Origin of the sequence: Mycobacterium sp. NPDC051804 (genome assembly GCF_044452905.1) — a bacterium.
Classification (GTDB): Bacteria; Actinomycetota; Actinomycetes; order Mycobacteriales; family Mycobacteriaceae; genus Mycobacterium.
The window spans coordinates 148703-164141 of sequence record NZ_JBITCD010000008.1 but is presented as its reverse complement, the minus strand read 5'-3'; the positions used below and the strand labels follow the sequence as shown (position 1 = coordinate 164141).

The 15439-nt window shown below is 67.3% G+C and carries 14 protein-coding genes; 10 read left to right on the top strand and 4 right to left on the bottom strand.

Features of this window, described 5'->3' with window-relative positions:
- Positions 1-3: 3 nt before the first annotated feature.
- Complete coding sequence (locus ACIA48_RS29625; RefSeq protein WP_396739790.1) at positions 4-408, top strand: Rv2175c family DNA-binding protein; 405 nt, start codon at positions 4-6, stop codon at positions 406-408.
- On the opposite strand, the gene ACIA48_RS29620 is transcribed toward ACIA48_RS29625, so the two are convergent.
- From ACIA48_RS29620 to ACIA48_RS29605, 4 genes are all read right to left on the bottom strand, one after another.
- The gene (locus ACIA48_RS29620; protein ID WP_396739788.1) at positions 329-1927 is read right to left on the bottom strand and encodes an alpha-(1->6)-mannopyranosyltransferase A; all 1599 of its coding nucleotides are present in this window, start codon (positions 1925-1927) and stop codon (positions 329-331) included. The two genes, ACIA48_RS29625 and ACIA48_RS29620, sit on opposite strands and share 80 nt — an antisense overlap.
- A 2-nt stretch (positions 1928-1929) precedes the next feature.
- A complete protein-coding gene (gene idsA2, locus ACIA48_RS29615; protein WP_396739786.1) occupies positions 1930-3018 on the bottom strand; it encodes a bifunctional (2E,6E)-farnesyl/geranyl diphosphate synthase in 1089 nt (362 codons plus the stop codon).
- Positions 3019-3112: 94 nt separating this feature from the next.
- Positions 3113-3760, bottom strand: a complete 648-nt coding sequence (locus ACIA48_RS29610) for an LppM family (lipo)protein (protein WP_396739911.1) — start codon at positions 3758-3760, stop codon at positions 3113-3115.
- Between the two features lie 89 nt (positions 3761-3849).
- Positions 3850-4467 carry a GNAT family N-acetyltransferase gene (locus tag ACIA48_RS29605; protein WP_396739784.1) on the bottom strand — a complete coding sequence of 206 codons (618 nt, stop codon included), beginning with the start codon at positions 4465-4467 and terminating at the stop codon, positions 3850-3852.
- A gap of 231 nt (positions 4468-4698) precedes the next feature.
- On the opposite strand from ACIA48_RS29605, the gene ACIA48_RS29600 reads away from it, so the two are divergent.
- The 9 genes from ACIA48_RS29600 to murD all read left to right on the top strand — a co-directional run bounded on the left by ACIA48_RS29600 (position 4699) and on the right by murD (position 15437).
- On the top strand, positions 4699-5109 hold the full coding sequence (locus tag ACIA48_RS29600) for a DUF3040 domain-containing protein (protein ID WP_396739782.1): 411 nt from the start codon (positions 4699-4701) through the stop codon (positions 5107-5109).
- Between the two features lie 307 nt (positions 5110-5416).
- A complete protein-coding gene (gene mraZ, locus ACIA48_RS29595; protein WP_396739780.1) occupies positions 5417-5848 on the top strand; it encodes a division/cell wall cluster transcriptional repressor MraZ in 432 nt (143 codons plus the stop codon).
- A gap of 157 nt (positions 5849-6005) precedes the next feature.
- Positions 6006-6986 (top strand): 16S rRNA (cytosine(1402)-N(4))-methyltransferase RsmH, encoded by a 981-nt coding sequence (gene rsmH / locus ACIA48_RS29590; protein ID WP_396739779.1) that lies wholly within the window; start codon positions 6006-6008, stop codon positions 6984-6986.
- Positions 6983-7981 (top strand): hypothetical protein, encoded by a 999-nt coding sequence (locus ACIA48_RS29585; protein WP_396739777.1) that lies wholly within the window; start codon positions 6983-6985, stop codon positions 7979-7981. The genes rsmH and ACIA48_RS29585 overlap by 4 nt, the downstream gene beginning before the upstream one ends.
- Positions 7978-9897: a peptidoglycan D,D-transpeptidase FtsI family protein gene (locus tag ACIA48_RS29580; protein WP_396739775.1), complete on the top strand. Its 1920-nt coding sequence runs from the start codon at positions 7978-7980 to the stop codon at positions 9895-9897. Before ACIA48_RS29585 ends, ACIA48_RS29580 begins: the two co-directional genes overlap by 4 nt.
- A 45-nt stretch (positions 9898-9942) precedes the next feature.
- The gene (locus ACIA48_RS29575; protein WP_396739773.1) at positions 9943-11463 is read left to right on the top strand and encodes a UDP-N-acetylmuramoyl-L-alanyl-D-glutamate--2,6-diaminopimelate ligase; all 1521 of its coding nucleotides are present in this window, start codon (positions 9943-9945) and stop codon (positions 11461-11463) included.
- Positions 11460-12941, top strand: coding sequence for a UDP-N-acetylmuramoyl-tripeptide--D-alanyl-D-alanine ligase (gene murF, locus ACIA48_RS29570; protein WP_396739771.1), 1482 nt, complete (start codon positions 11460-11462; stop codon positions 12939-12941). Before ACIA48_RS29575 ends, murF begins: the two co-directional genes overlap by 4 nt.
- A complete protein-coding gene (gene mraY, locus ACIA48_RS29565) occupies positions 12938-14017 on the top strand; it encodes a phospho-N-acetylmuramoyl-pentapeptide-transferase (protein WP_396739769.1) in 1080 nt (359 codons plus the stop codon). Before murF ends, mraY begins: the two co-directional genes overlap by 4 nt.
- Before the next feature lies 1 nt (position 14018).
- Positions 14019-15437, top strand: coding sequence for a UDP-N-acetylmuramoyl-L-alanine--D-glutamate ligase (gene murD, locus ACIA48_RS29560; RefSeq protein ID WP_396739767.1), 1419 nt, complete (start codon positions 14019-14021; stop codon positions 15435-15437).
- Positions 15438-15439: the final 2 nt, after the last annotated feature.

Genomic DNA, 15439 nt, shown 5'->3' with positions numbered 1-15439 from the left:
GGGGTGAGCAGCATTCCGGCCGCCGACGATGTTCTGGACCCCGGCGAGGCCGTCTACGACCTGCCCGCTGTCGCCGATTTACTTGGTGTCGCGGTGACCAAGGTGCATCAGCACCTGAGGGAGGGACACCTCATCGGCGTGCGCCGTGACGGCGCGGTGGTGGTACCGAAGATCTTCTTCGACGACTCCGGTCACGTGGTGAAAAGCCTGCACGGCCTGCTCGTCGTGTTGCACGACGGCGGATACCGCGAAACCGAGATCGTGCGCTGGTTGTTCACCCCGGATTCGTCGCTGACCATCAGCAGGGACGGGGAGACCGACAAGCAGGCTAATGCCCGGCCGGTTGACGCGCTGCACTCTCATCAGGCTCGTGAGGTGGTGCGTCGGGCCCAGGCCCTGGCTTATTGACCGCGCCGCGGTCGGGCTTGCTAGCTTCCGGCGCCCTGTACAGCGAATACCACGCCCCTGCGGCACATGCCGTGGCCAGCAGCACGTGCGGCCACGAGTACATGCCGTGTGCTCCGTCGGGTTTCCAGATCACCGTGATCCAGGTCGACAGGCCCGCGATGATCGCGATCGACTGTCTGCTCTGCGTCAGTGCCGAGATGACCGCCAGCGGCCAGGTGTAGTACCAGGGCAGTGCTGCGGGGACGAAAAGCACCACGACCGCCATCACCAGGGCGATACCAACGAGTGCCTCGCGATCGGTATGACGAAACCGCCACCACAGCAAGGGAAGTGAGATGGCGATGATCGCGATACCGAAGATCCGGGTGGCGTCGAGCACGGCGTAGAAGTTCACCTGCATGAAGAGGCTGCCGATGACGTTGATCAGGTTGGCTGCCGCGGTCGGCAATGTCAGCCAGTTGATGATCTTCACCGAACCGGCCAGCGCCGTCAGCCAGCCCAGGCCGACGCCTGCGGCCAGTGACAACACCGCGAACACCGCGACGAAGATGAGACCGGAGGCGACGGTCGCCGCCGTGAACGCTTTCGCGGGTCCGTAGCCGCGCCGTTGCCGTAGGTCCCGCGTCCACACCCACACCATGAACGGAAGGGCAAGCCCCGCCGTCGCTTTCACGGCGACCGCGACGGCGATCAGGCTGACTCCCCAGAAGTGGTGGCCGCTGAAGGTCAGCGCGATCGCGGCCATCATCAGCCCGACCATCAGCATCTCGTTGTGCACGCCACCCATCAGATGGATGATCACCAACGGGTTCAGCACGCATATCCATAGCGCCGCAGCACCGTTGGCGCCGACGTGCCGCGCCACCCGCGGCGCCGCCCAGATCAACAGCGCCAGACCGGGGAGCATGCACAGCCGCAGCAGCATCGTGCCCGCGACCACGTCCTCGCCTACCACCAACGTGACGAACTTGGCGACCAGGATGAAGGCGGGTCCGTACGGCGCCGTTGTGGTCGTCCAGATGGGACTGACGTTCTCCAGCAACGAGTTCGGATTCTCGATCGGGCCGACGACATAGGGGTCGAATCCGTCGCGCAGCAGTGCGCCCTGTGCCAGATACGAATAGGTGTCGCGGCTGAAGACCGGAACGCTCAACAGCAGTGGAGCCAGCCAGAACGCCGTCGTAGCGATCATGGTGTATTCGGTCGCGGTGCGGTCGATCACGCTGCGGCCCAATCGCAGCCAGGCCACCAGCATCAGCGCCACACCGACCCACAGCAGCACGGACGACAGCACCAGACCGTGACCGAAACGCAGCCACGACAGGTGTAGCGATTCCAGCAGCGGATCGTGCAGCCGCGTGCTGCCCGCGCCGAGTCCACCGGCGGCGATCAGGACAGCACCAAGCGCGCCCAGTCGTGCGGGTTTGGCCTCCGGTGACGTTGCAAACGTCGCGAGCCGCGAAATGCGTTGCACAAGAGCTGATTTCTTCGACGGTAGCGCCGTTGACGAGGGTGTCATTGTCAGGCGGACCGGTTGGCGGCCAATCTGGCGAGCTCGGAAAGACCGATCTTGGCCTGGTCGTCGATCGATGCGACGTTGAGTATCGCCAGCGCTCGACGGGTCAGCACGTCGATCCGGTTCTCGACGGCGGCGAGAGCGCCGACCGATTCGATGAGCAGGCACAGATCTTTGACCTGCGCATCGGAAAGCTCTGTACCGATCGATGTGCGGAGCATCTTGGCCCCTACCGGATCGTGTTTCTCGGCCAGCTCGACCGCCTCCGCCAGCAGCACCGTCCGCTTACCCGAACGCAGGTCGTCACCGGAGGGCTTACCGGTCACGGCGGGGTCGCCGAACACGCCGAGTACGTCGTCGCGCAGCTGAAACGCGACGCCGAGGTTGGTGCCGAGTTCGTGGAAGGCGGCCTGCACGTCCGGGCGGTCGGCCGCCGCGGCGACGCCCAGCTGCAACGGGCGCGAAATCGTGTACGACGCAGTCTTGTAGATGTTCACCGTCATTGCCGACGCGACCGATTCGGCACCGCTGGCTTCGGCCACGATGTCGAGGTATTGGCCGCCGAGGACCTCGGTGCGGATGGCGCCCCAGATCCGGTGCACGCGGCGGTGCGCCTCGATCGGCAGCTCTACCGTGGCGACGATGTCGTCGGCCCACACCAGTGACAGGTCGCCGAGCAGGATCGCCGCCGACAGTCCGAATTGGTCCGAGTTCCCGTGCCAATCGCTGGTGCGGTGTTTCTCCGAGAAGAGCCGATGCACCGTGGGCAGCCCGCGGCGGGTCGCCGATGCGTCGATGACGTCGTCGTGGACGAGGGCGCAGGCATGCAGTAACTCGAGCGCGGAGAACAGGCGCAACGCCTGCTCCTCGGCCCCGTCATCGGGGTCATCGGCCACGGCTCGCCATCCCCAGTATGCGAATGCCGGCCGCAGGCGCTTGCCGCCACGCAGTACGAACTCTTCGAGCGCCGCAGTCAGTTCGCCGTAATCGGTGCCCATGTAGGCACACTCGCTGCGACGCTCGGCGAGATAGGCGCGCAGTTGCTCGGTGACGGCTTTGGCCAACTCGACGGCTGACGGTGCCGCTGCGTACACGCTCAGCGGGCGCCCCTTTCTCTGTGCACTACTCGCCCCGAGTGCATCCAGAGTAGAGCCTGCGCCTGCTGGTTTAGCAAGTCAGAGCGTTGGATCACCGGGACTCTGCGGGGCGCTCGCCGACGCGCGGCGATTGGTCGCGGTTGTAGTAGGCGAGTCCGCCGATGATTCCGGCGACCAGGAATGACCCTATGGCGAGCCAGATCGCCGCCCCGGTGAACGAGCGGGCGCTCGGGTCGGTGTATCGGGCCTGCGCGTTCATCGTGCTGACCACGCCGGGCCGCAGTTTCCACTCGACGATCTCGGCGGACACCTGTGTCCCGTTGGTTGATGTCACCTCGCCGGGAAAAGACACCGACAGCGAGACGTCGGCTTCGGAGTCGCTCAGCGAGGTCAGGTCGACGCGGCCCTCGAGTATCACCAGGTCGCCGGCGCGCCGGAGCGCGATGTCCACGCCCGCGGCGTCGCGGTTCATATTGGCCAGCTGGGGGAGTTCGGCGAACGTGAGATCGGAGAACACTGCCTGTGAGCCGACGTAGTCGTCGCGGCTGTATTCCGATACCGCCACTTTGTTGGCGAACGTGAGGTTGTTGAGCAGTTGTGGGCCCTTGTCATCGGCGTCGCGCGGTTTGGCCGCCGCGATGATCTGCCCCGACACCCTGTCGTCGGGTGAGACCGTCATCGACGCTCTGATCCGAACGCATCCGACGAGCGACGGAAGGGCAATGAGGATCAGCAACATCACGGCGAGCAGCCGACGGTTCCGGGAATGCTGGGCGCGCACGTGGTCATCGTGCCAGACCGGAGCAGCCCAGAGAGGGGCAAAGAGGTTCAGAGAGGCAGAGACCGCCCGAGGATGGCAAACGCCCGCGGGTCGCCGGCGAAGTGGTAGCCCCGGATGATGTCGGCGAAGCCGAGGCGGCGGTACAACCGCCAGGCTCGGTTCGCTTCGCCGTTGATCTCCGGTGTCGACAACAGCACCTGCGATTCGGCGCGGTCGGCAAGCAACCTGCGGGCGAGTGCCTCGCCGAGTCCGCGCCCCTGGGCGCGGGGATGAATGTGCAGTTCGGTCAACTCGAAGTAGCTGGTCATCAGCTCGGCGATGCGTGCGGTGTCCGCGCCGACGCGGTGCAGACCGGCGACCACCTGCTGTTGCCACCACTGATCTGGCGCACCGCAATAGCCGTACGCGATGCCGAGGAGCGATGCCGAGGCCAACTCAACGTCCGAGAACGGAACCGCGTCGGGTCCGTCTCGGTCGGGGGCCTCTGGGACTTCGACGGCGGCAACCGCCTTCCAACCGCCGCGTCGGGTGTGCTCGAGCCACATCGATGCGCGTTGGTCTTCGGTGCCACGCGGGTATCGCATGGCGTCGACGTAGACGGCGAGCGCGTCACCGAGCCGGCGTTGCATATCGCTCGGCGACAGATCGACCAGAAATGTCGCCAACTTGCTCCTGTCCTGAGAACAACTTCGTGCGGTCACGTGCCACCCATTATCGAATGAGCACGGTGTTGCTCATCGGCGGCGGTGCACGTCATACAATCGGGCGTCGAACAAGGTGGTACGGCTCAGATTGACCTCGTATCATGACTGTTAGGCGCCCGTGATTGCGGGCGGACATCAGTTTGAACGATAGAGACCGGTCGCATCGGCTCCAGGGCCCCGAGGGAGGGACGAATGCCACTCTCCGATCATGAGCAGCGCATGCTCGATCAGATCGAGAGCGCGCTCTATGCCGAGGACCCGAAGTTCGCTTCGAGCGTCCGCGGTGGAACGCTCCGCGCGCCCTCCACCCGGCGTCGACTGCAGGGTGCAGCGCTTTTCGTGATCGGACTGGCCATGCTGGTCGCGGGTATCGCGATCCCGGCCACCCGGATCGGCGACTTCGCGATTTTGTCCGTGATCGGGTTCATCGTGATGTTCGGTGGCGTGGTCTTCGCGATCACGGGTCCGCGCGTGTCGGGCGGCCGTGACCGTTCAGCCACCACCGACCAGGTTGGACAGCAGCGGCAGAAGAAAGCCAAGGGCTCCGGCGGATCGTTCACGAGCCGCATGGAGGACCGGTTCCGGCGTCGTTTCGACGAGTAGCCCATACCGACCAACCCCAGGGGTAGCCCGCACCGGGCTACCCCTTATTTGTGCGTGTCGCGAGCTCACCCTGCTGGGTTGACGCCCCACCGCGCCCCACCAACTGTCACGGGCGTCCTACCTGGGGTTTTATCGTCGGCGCGACACCCCGATATCGGACCGTGTCATTGCGGTGACCTCGATTTCCCTGCTAAGTGGGGACGCGTGCACAAATCTTGTTATCAAATGGAGTGATGTGGGGGATTGTGGGGTAAAGTGGCGGTCAACGGAGCAACCGGGGCTCCGGAGTGGCGCGGGAGGTGGCGGGATGTTTCTCGGCACCTACACGCCAAAGCTCGACGACAAAGGGCGGCTCACACTGCCCGCCAAGTTCCGCGACGCACTGGCAGGAGGGTTGATGGTCACCAAGGGCCAAGATCACAGCCTCGCCGTCTACCCGCGCGCGGAGTTCGAAAAGCTGGCACGACGGGCGTCGCAGGCGTCCCGGAGCAATCCGGAGGCTCGGGCATTCCTGCGGAACCTGGCCGCGGCCACTGACGAACAGCACCCCGACACACAAGGCCGGATCACGTTGTCGGCCGATCACCGGCGCTACGCCAACCTCTCGAAGGACTGCGTGGTGATCGGATCGGTTGACTACCTGGAGATCTGGGATTCGGCCGCGTGGCAGGAATACCAGCAGACCCACGAAGAGAACTTCTCCGCGGCCACAGATGAAGCTCTGCACGACATCATTTGATGTTGCCGCTGATGCGGCGGCTGACCGGCTCGTTGCCCGTGCAACGTGGCCTCTGTCCGATTCGGCCCTGGCGTACTTCCCCGACGCCAGGTCCGCACACTCGGACAGGGACCTCGATGCATGGGCCTTCACCGGAGGGCTGGAGGGATTCACCGCGATGCCTGATCACATTCCCGTCCTGCTCGACCGCTGCGTCGAGCTCCTAGCCCCCGCGCTGACTCGCAACGCCGCAGACGGCAGCGGCGCTGTGCTCGTCGACGCCACACTCGGTGCGGGTGGGCATGCGGAGCGCTTCCTCACTCAGTTCCCCGCCCTGCGGCTGATCGGGCTGGACCGCGATCCGAATGCGCTGTGGATCGCCGGTGAGCGGCTGTCCGGTTTCGGCGACCGCGTGCTGCTGGTCCGTACCCGGTACGACGGGATCGAAGGCGCGCTCGAGCAATCCGGTTACTGGGTGGGCAGCGACGACTTCTCCGTGGCGGGCATCCTGTTCGACCTCGGGGTCTCCTCGATGCAGCTGGACCGCACCGACCGCGGCTTCTCCTATGCGTCGGACGCGCCGCTGGACATGCGGATGGACCCCGACGCGCCGCTGACTGCCGCGGAGGTCGTCAACACCTACGACGAACGGACGCTGGCGCGGCTGCTACGTGAGTTCGGCGAGGAGCGGTTCGCCAGCCGGATCGCCTCGCAGATCGCCCGCAGGCGCGCCAACCGGCCGTTCACGACCACCGGTGAGCTGGTCGAGCTGTTGTACCAGGCGATTCCGGCACCGGCCCGCCGGACCGGGGGACATCCCGCGAAGCGGACGTTCCAGGCGCTGCGCATCGCCGTCAACGGCGAACTGGACTCGTTACGCGACGCGCTGCCGGCCGCGCTCGGCGCGCTGTCGCCCGGCGGCCGGATCGTGGTGATGGCCTATCAGTCCCTGGAGGACCGCATCGTGAAGAACCAGTTTTCGGCGGCCACGGCATCCAGGACGCCGCAAGACCTACCCGTCGAATTGCCCGGTCATGAACCGGAATTCGTCGCCTTGACCCGTGGCGCCGAACGCGCCGCGGATGAAGAGATCGCATTGAACCCACGTAGCGCAAGTGTGCGGCTACGGGCGCTGGAAAAGGTGGGGGCACGTCGATGAAGAGCAAGCAGCAGGCCAAGCAAGGCAAGCCGGGCAAGCAGGTCAAGCGTCCAGTCAAGGCGCGTGGCAACGACGAGCGTCGCCGCAACCCCAGAAGCGGTGGTCGACCGGCGGAGGCGCCATCGCGCCGCAAGCCCACCCGTGACCAGCGCCCGCGCCGGTCGGCGCCCCAGACCAGCCCGATTCCACGGCCCACTAGTGCTCCGGCCCGGCCGAAGAACGCCAGCCAGGCCAAGGCTCGCGCTAAGGCACGTAAGGCCAAGGCGCCCAAAGTTATTCGGCCTCCGTTACGCGAGCGTATCCTCGTCAAGCTGTCCTCGGTGGACCTGCGCCCTCGCGCGCTGATCGCGCGGGTGCCGTTCGTCGTCCTGGTCATTGGATCACTCGGCGCCGGCCTGGGGACCACGCTGTGGCTGTCGACCGACGCTGCCGAACGCTCATACCAGCTCGGCACCGCTCGCGAGACGAATCAGGCTCTGCTGCAACAGAAGGAAGCGCTGGAACGGGATGTGCTCGAGGCCCAGGCCGCGCCCGCGTTGGCCGAAGCGGCCCGCGGCCTTGGGATGATCCCGTCCAGGGACACGGCGCATCTTGTGCAGGATCCCTCGGGCAATTGGGTCGTCGTCGGCACTCCCAAACCCGCAGAAGGTGTTCCGCCGCCGCCGCTGAACACCCCGCTGCCCGATGAGGTGCCCCCCGCACCCCCGCAGGCTCCGGCCGCGCGGGTGACGGAACCGCGCGAGCTCACCGTGCGTATCCCGGAGCGACCCGCCCTGATGCCGACGCCCGGTGCGTCCCAGCCGATCCCCGGCATAAGCCAGCCGATACCGATCCCCGCGGTCCCGCCGGTAGCCGCGCCCGGAGTCGAGGTGCCACACGCGGTACAGGGCACGCTGCCGGCGCTGGGGCCGCTGCCCGCCACGCCGGCCGCACCGTCGGCTCCGGTGATCCAGCAGCCGCTCCAAGTCCCACCCGCGCCCGGCGCCCCGGCATGAGCCGCGGCAAGGGCTCGGCACCCCGCAAGTCGACCGCCACTGCAAAGACGGTCAAGACACAGGAGCGGTCCGCACGGTCGCGGCGCACCCGCACGCCGTCGTCCGAAGGTGGCCTGCGCAGCGCGTCGTTCGTGTTCCGGCACCGCGTCGGCAACGCCGTCATATTCCTGGTGCTGACCGTCGCTGCCGCGCAGTTGTTCAACCTCCAGGTGCCGCGGGCCGAGGGTCTGCGCGCCGAGGCCGCGAGTCAACTCAAGGTCACCGACGTCGATCAGGCGGTACGCGGTGCGATCGTCGACCGCAACAACGACAAGCTCGCCTTCACCATCGAGGCCCGTGCGCTGACGTTCCAACCGGTCCGGGTGCGTAAGCAACTGGAAGAGGCGCGAGCCAAGACGTCGGAGGCGCCGAGTCCGGAAACCCGGCTGCGCGAGATCGCCGCCGAGGTGGCGCTGCGGATGAACAACAAGCCCAATGCGGCCGCGGTATTGAAGAAGCTCAAGAGCAACGAGACGTTCGTCTATCTTGCTCGCGCTGTCGATCCGGCCATCGCCGACGCCATCACCACCAAGTTCCCCGAGGTCGGCTCTGAGCGTCAGGATCTGCGCCAGTACCCCGGTGGTGCGCTGGCGGCCAACATCGTGGGCGGTATCGACTGGGACGGCCACGGTCTGCTGGGAATGGAGGATTCGCTGGATGCGGTCCTGGCCGGCACCGACGGTTCAGTCACCTACGACCGCGGCTCCGACGGTGTGGTGATCCCCGGGAGTTATCGCAACCGCCACGACGCGGTGGACGGGTCGACGGTCGTGCTGACACTCGACGACGACATTCAGTTCTATGTCCAGCAGCAGGTCCAGCAGGCCAAAGACCTCTCCGGTGCGAAGAACGCGTCGGCGGTGGTGCTGGACGCGAAAACAGGTGAAGTGCTGGCGATGGCGAACGACAACACGTTCGATCCGAGCCAGGACATCGGCAGGCAGGACAACCGTCAGCTGGGCAACCTCTCGGTGTCATCGCCCTTCGAACCGGGATCGGTGAACAAGATCATCACCGCGGCCTCGGTGATCGAATTCGGCCTGTCGAACCCCGACGAGGTACTGCAGGTGCCGGGCTCTATCGACATGGGTGGCGTCACCGTCGGTGATGCCTGGGAGCACGGCGTCATGCCGTACACCACCACCGGAATCTTCGGGAAGTCCTCGAACGTCGGCACGCTGATGCTGGCCCAGCGCATCGGTCCGGAGCGCTACGCCGAGATGGTGCGCAAGTTCGGCCTCGGCCAGCGCACCAACGTCGGCCTACCGGGTGAGAGCGCGGGCCTGGTCCCGCCGATCGACCAGTGGTCGGGCAGCACATTCTCGAACTTGCCTATTGGACAAGGTCTTTCGATGACGCTGCTGCAGATGACGGGTATGTATCAGGCGATCGCCAACGACGGGGTGCGCATTCCGCCGCGCGTCCTCAAGTCCACCGTCGCTCCCGACGGCTCCCGCACCGATGAACCGCGGCCGGAAGGTGTGCGGGTGGTGTCGGCTCAGACCGCGCAGACGGTGCGACAAATGCTTCGGTCGACGCTCCAGCGCGATCCCATGGGCGTACAACAGGGCACCGGGTCGCAGGGCGCTGTCGAGGGCTACCAGCTCTCCGGAAAGACCGGCACTGCGCAGCAGATCAACCCGGCATGCGGCTGCTACTACAGCGACGTCTACTGGATCACCTTCGCGGGCATCGCCACGACAGACGATCCCCGATACGTCATCGGCGTGATGATGGACCACCCGCAGCGCACCGCCGACGGGCGGCCAGGGACCACGGCGGCCCCGCTGTTCCACAACATCGCGTCCTGGTTGCTCCAGCGGGAGAACGTGCCGCTCTCGCCCGAGGGTCCGCGGCTGACGCTGCAAGCGGACTGAGCGCCCGAAGGGGCCGCGCACCGGGCCGGTAGGTTGTTTCTCGCTATGAACTTGCGTCCCAGCCACCCTGCCGGAAGCGCGCTCGGACTGCTTGCCGAGCAGGTCGCCGCGGTGCCGGCACGCGGAGTCGGGGTCGCTGACATCCGAATCACCGGGGTAACGCTGCGCAGTCAGGACGTGCGAGCTTCCGACCTGTTCGCCGCGTTGCCGGGCGCCTCGTCGCACGGTGCCCGCCACGCCGCCGAGGCCGTGTCGCGCGGGGCCGCCGCGATCCTCACCGACGCCGCCGGAGTCGCCGAGATCGGAGGTGACCTCGATGTTCCTGTCCTCATTCACCCCTCGCCGCGCTCGGTGCTCGGCGAGATCGCGGCCACGGTCTACGGACATCCGTCGGAGAAGGTGCGAGTCATCGGGGTCACCGGAACGTCGGGCAAGACGACCACCACGTATCTCGTCGAGTCCGGCCTGCGTTCGGCCGACCACATGCCAGGACTCATCGGCACGGTCGGCATCCGGATCGATGGCCGCGATCAGCCCAGCGCGCTCACCACACCGGAAGCCCCCGACTTGCAGGCGCTGCTCGCTGCGATGGTCGAACAGGGCGTCGACACCGTCGTCATGGAGGTGTCCAGCCACGCGCTGACCCTAGGGCGCGTCGACGGTGTCCGCTTCGCAGTCGGCGGGTTCACCAACCTGTCCCGCGACCATCTGGACTTCCATCCGACGATGCAGGACTACTTCGACGCCAAGGCTCAACTGTTCGACCCGCAATCCCCAACGCATGCAAGCGTTTCGGTGGTGTGCGTCGACGACGAGGCGGGTCGCGCGATGGCTGCGCTCGCACACGATCCGGTGTCGGTGAGCGTAGCCGGGGGAGAGGCCGACTGGCGGGTCGAAGACATCCGCACGACCGGTGGCGGCGCCCAGGAATTTCTGGCCGTCGACCCCGCGGGCGTGCACCACGGCCTGAGGATCGGCCTGCCGGGGCGCTACAACGTGGCGAACTGTCTGCTCGCGGTGGCTCTGCTGGACGCCGTCGGGGTGTCTCCGGAGCAGGCCGCGCACGGGCTGCGCACCGCGAGCGTGCCCGGACGCCTGGAATCCATCGATCGCGGGCAGCCGTTCCTTGCGCTCGTCGACTATGCCCACAAGCCGGGGGCTTTGGAAGCGGTGCTGCAGACGCTGCGGAGGCACGGCAAAGGCCGGCTAGCCGTGGTGTTCGGTGCGGGCGGCAACCGGGATGCCGGCAAGCGTGAGCCGATGGGCCGGGTCGCCACTGCGCTGGCAGACCTCGTCGTGGTCACTGACGACAACCCGCGCGACGAGGAGCCCGCGACCATCCGTGCCGCGATCGTCGCGGGGGCGACGGGCGCCGCAGAAGTCGTCGAGATCGGCGACCGTCGCGAGGCCATCGACTTCGCCGTCGCGTGGGCGCAGCCCGGTGACATCGTGCTCGTCGCGGGTAAGGGGCACGAGCCGGGGCAGACCAGCCATGGCGTGACCCGGCCGTTCGACGACCGCGTCGAGCTCGCCGAAGCCCTCGAGGCGCTGGGTCGTCGCGGGTGATCAACCTGACCATCGCCGAGATCGCCGACATCGTCGGTGGGCAGCTCGCCGACATCAGCCCCGAGCAGGCGGCCGCGACCCGTGTCACAGGAACCGTGGAGTTCGATTCGCGCGCCGTCGGGCCCGGCGGACTGTTCCTGGCGCTGCCCGGGGCACGCTCCGATGGCCATGACTTCGCGGTCGGAGCGGTCGAACGGGGAGCGGTCGTGGTGCTGGCAGCGCGGCCCGTCGGGGTGCCCGCGATCGTCGTCGAACCGTCGGCGGGCGATGTCACCGCCAGCGTGCTCGAACACGACACCGACGGATCGGGTGCCGCGGTGCTGGCCGGCCTGGCGCGTTTGGCCGGGGCCGTGGCCGCGCGGCTGGTCGAGGGCGGGCTCACGATCGTCGGTGTCACCGGTTCGTCGGGCAAGACGTCGACCAAGGATCTGCTGGCCGCTGTGCTCACTCCGCTGGGTGAGGTCATCGCGCCGCCGGGCTCCTTCAACAACGAACTCGGCCACCCGTGGACGGTGTTGCGTGCGACGGAGTCCACCGATTATTTGGTGCTGGAGATGTCGGCGCGGCACCGCGGCAACATCGCGGCCCTGGCCGCCATCGCACCGCCGTCGATCGCCGTCGTGCTCAACGTGGGCACCGCGCACCTCGGAGAGTTCGGATCGCGGGAGGCGATCGCGGAGACGAAAGCCGAACTGCCCCAAGCTGTTCCGTCCTCGGGAGCGGTGGTCCTCAATGTCGATGACACGGCGGTGGCCGCGATGGCGGATGTGACCGAGGCGCGCGTGGTGCGGGTCTCTCGGTCCGCGGAAGTCGATGTGTGGGCGGACTCCGTGACGCTGGACGAACTCGCCCGGCCGCGGTTCACGCTGCACGCCGGCAGCAGTCAGGTCGACGTCACGCTTGCCGTGCACGGCGACCATCAGGTGTCTAACGCATTGTGCGCGGCGGCCGTCGCGCTCGAATGCGGTGCGACCCTCGAACAGATCGCGACGGCGCTGGCCGCGGCGGGCCCGGCGTCTCGTCACCGCATGCAGGTCGCCACGCGACCTGACGGTGTGACAATCGTCAACGACGCCTACAACGCCAACCCCGACTCCATGCGCGCCGGGCTCAAGGCGCTGGCCTGGATGGCGCGGAGGGGACGTCGCAGCTGGGCGGTTTTGGGCGAGATGGCCGAACTCGGTGACGACGCGATAACGGAGCATGACAACATCGGCCGGTTGGCCGTGCGATTAGATGTGTCACGACTGATCGTCATCGGAACCGGGAGGGCTATGAGCGCCATGCACCACGGCGCGGTGATGGAGGGATCGTGGGGGCCCGAGGCCACCATGGTCGCCGACGCCGACGCCGCGCTAGCTGTGCTCAGGTCCGAGCTACGGGCCGGTGACGTGGTGCTGGTCAAAGGTTCCAACTCGGCTGGCCTGGGTGCGCTCGCCGATGTCCTGATCGCCGATCAGGGGGACCCGATCGCATGAGGCAGATCCTCATCGCCGTCGGAATCGCCCTGACGGTCTCGATCCTGCTGACTCCGGTACTGATCCGGCTGTTCACCAAGCAGGGCTTCGGTCACGAGATCCGCGAGGACGGCCCGCCCAGCCACCACAAGAAGCGCGGCACACCGTCGATGGGCGGCGTGGCCATCGTCGCGGGGATCTGGGCCTCCTATCTCGGCACCCACCTTGTCGGTGTGGTGATCGACGGCAGGGGCCCGTCGGCATCGGGCATGCTCGTGCTCGGCCTGGCGACCGCGCTCGGCTTCGTCGGGTTCGTCGACGATCTGATCAAGATCCGGCGGTCACGCAACCTGGGCCTGAACAAGACGGCCAAGACCGTCGGCATCCTGTCCGCCGCGGTGATATTCGGTGTGCTCGCGCTGCAGTTCCGCAACTCCGACGGGCTGACTCCGGGCAGCCCCGACTTGTCCTATGTCCGTGAAATCGCCACGGTCACACTGCCGCCCGCGTTGTTCATCCTCTTCTGCGTCACGATTATCTACGCATGGTCCAACGCGGTGAACTTCACCGACGGGCTGGACGGGCTCGCTGCGGGCGCGATGGCGATGGTGTGCGCGGCTTATGTGCTCATCACCTTCTGGCAGTTCCGCAACGCGTGCGCGATCAGTCCTGGGCTGGGCTGCTACAACGTGCGAGATCCGCTGGACCTCGCGATCGTCGCCGCTGCGACGGCGGGGGCCTGCATCGGCTTCCTGTGGTGGAACGCCGCGCCAGCCAAGATCTTCATGGGCGACACCGGATCGCTCGCGCTGGGCGGCATCATCGCCGGCCTGTCGGTGACCAGCCGCACCGAGATGCTCGCGGTCGTGCTCGGCGCCCTGTTCGTCGCCGAGGTCACGTCGGTCGTAGTGCAGATCCTGGCGTTCCGCACGACTGGGCGCCGGGTGTTCCGCATGGCGCCGTTCCATCATCACTTCGAGTTGGTGGGGTGGGCCGAAACCACGGTGATCATCCGCTTCTGGCTGCTGACCGCGATCGCCTGCGGGCTCGGTGTCGCACTGTTCTACAGCGAGTGGTTCACCACTGTCGGCGGGTGACGTGAGCGCTCTCTCGCTTCTGGTGCCGGGCGCGCGCGTCCTCGTGACGGGCGCGGGTATCACCGGCCGTTCGGTGAGCGCCGTGCTGGAGCCGACGGGTGTACGGCTGACGATCTGCGACGACGACCCACTGGCGCTGCAACGCCTCATTACACCTGCACGTGTGGTGACGACCGTCGACGCTCAGGCGCACATCGCCGACTACGACCTCGTCGTGACGAGTCCCGGATTTTCCCCGACCGCACCGGTGCTCGCTGCCGCGGCGACCGCCGGCGTGCCGATCTGGGGTGACGTCGAATTGGCCTGGCGGCTGGACAGTTCCGGCCACTTCGGCCCGCCGCGGCAATGGCTCGTCGTCACCGGAACCAACGGTAAGACCACGACGACGTCGATGCTGCACGCCATGCTGGTTTCCGGGGGACGTCGCGCGGTGCTGTGCGGCAACATCGGCAATCCCGTGATCGACGTGCTCGCCGAACCCTCCGAGATGCTGGCGGTCGAGCTGTCCAGCTTCCAGCTGCACTGGGCGCCGTCGCTGCGGCCTGCGGCGGGCGTGGTTCTCAACGTCGCCGAAGATCATCTCGACTGGCACGGCAGCCTGGCGGCCTATGCGAGCGACAAGGCCCGGGTGCTCACCGGTGAGATCGCAGTCGCCGGGCTCGACGACCCGATTGCCGCGGATCTGCTGGAAAAGGCTGCGGCCCCGGTGCGGGTCGGCTTCCGGCTGGGCGAACCCGCGGCGGGGGAGCTCGGCGTGCGCGACGGCATGCTTGTCGACAACGCGTTCGGGGAGCGGGTACCGCTGGCCCCAGTCGCATCAATTCCGGTAGCGGGCCCGGTCGGGGTTCTTGACGCGCTGGCGTCGGCGGCGCTGGCCCGCGCGGTCGGGGTGGCGCCGGAGTCCATCGCGGATGCGCTCGCGAGATTCCAGGTGGGCAGGCACCGCGCCGAGGTCATCGGCACGCATAACGGCGTGACGTACATCGACGACTCCAAGGCCACCAACCCGCACGCCGCGCAGGCCTCGATCGCCGCGTATCCGCGTGTGGTCTGGATCGCCGGCGGGCTGCTCAAGGGCGCCTCGGTCGACGAACTCGTCGCCGCGGTGGGGAATCGGCTGGTCGCAGCGGTGCTGATTGGCCGTGACCGGGAGCTGATCGCGAACGCGTTATCGCGACACGCCCCGGATGTCCCCGTCGTTGCGCCTGTGACGGGGGAGGATTTTGGGGTGCATGGGAAAGATGAGACTGGTGTGACTGGCGAGGCGGTGATGACAGCCGTCATCGAGGCCGCGTCGCGTCTCGCCGGACCTGGTGACACCGTCCTGCTGGCACCGGCCGGGGCATCCTTCGACCAGTTCAGCGGTTACGGCCATCGCGGCGACGCGTTCGCCGCGGCCGTGCGCGCCCTGTCCCGGTAGCA

Coding starts and splice junctions, on each gene's coding strand:
- ACIA48_RS29620 (WP_396739788.1), bottom strand. CDS start 1,927: ATGACACCCTCGTCAACGGCGCTACCGTCGAAGAAATCAGCTCTTGTG.
- rsmH (WP_396739779.1), top strand. CDS start 6,006: ATGCCTGATCACATTCCCGTCCTGCTCGACCGCTGCGTCGAGCTCCTA.
- mraZ (WP_396739780.1), top strand. CDS start 5,417: ATGTTTCTCGGCACCTACACGCCAAAGCTCGACGACAAAGGGCGGCTC.
- ACIA48_RS29600 (WP_396739782.1), top strand. CDS start 4,699: ATGCCACTCTCCGATCATGAGCAGCGCATGCTCGATCAGATCGAGAGC.
- ACIA48_RS29585 (WP_396739777.1), top strand. CDS start 6,983: ATGAAGAGCAAGCAGCAGGCCAAGCAAGGCAAGCCGGGCAAGCAGGTC.
- ACIA48_RS29575 (WP_396739773.1), top strand. CDS start 9,943: ATGAACTTGCGTCCCAGCCACCCTGCCGGAAGCGCGCTCGGACTGCTT.
- ACIA48_RS29610 (WP_396739911.1), bottom strand. CDS start 3,760: ATGTTGCTGATCCTCATTGCCCTTCCGTCGCTCGTCGGATGCGTTCGG.
- ACIA48_RS29580 (WP_396739775.1), top strand. CDS start 7,978: ATGAGCCGCGGCAAGGGCTCGGCACCCCGCAAGTCGACCGCCACTGCA.
- mraY (WP_396739769.1), top strand. CDS start 12,938: ATGAGGCAGATCCTCATCGCCGTCGGAATCGCCCTGACGGTCTCGATC.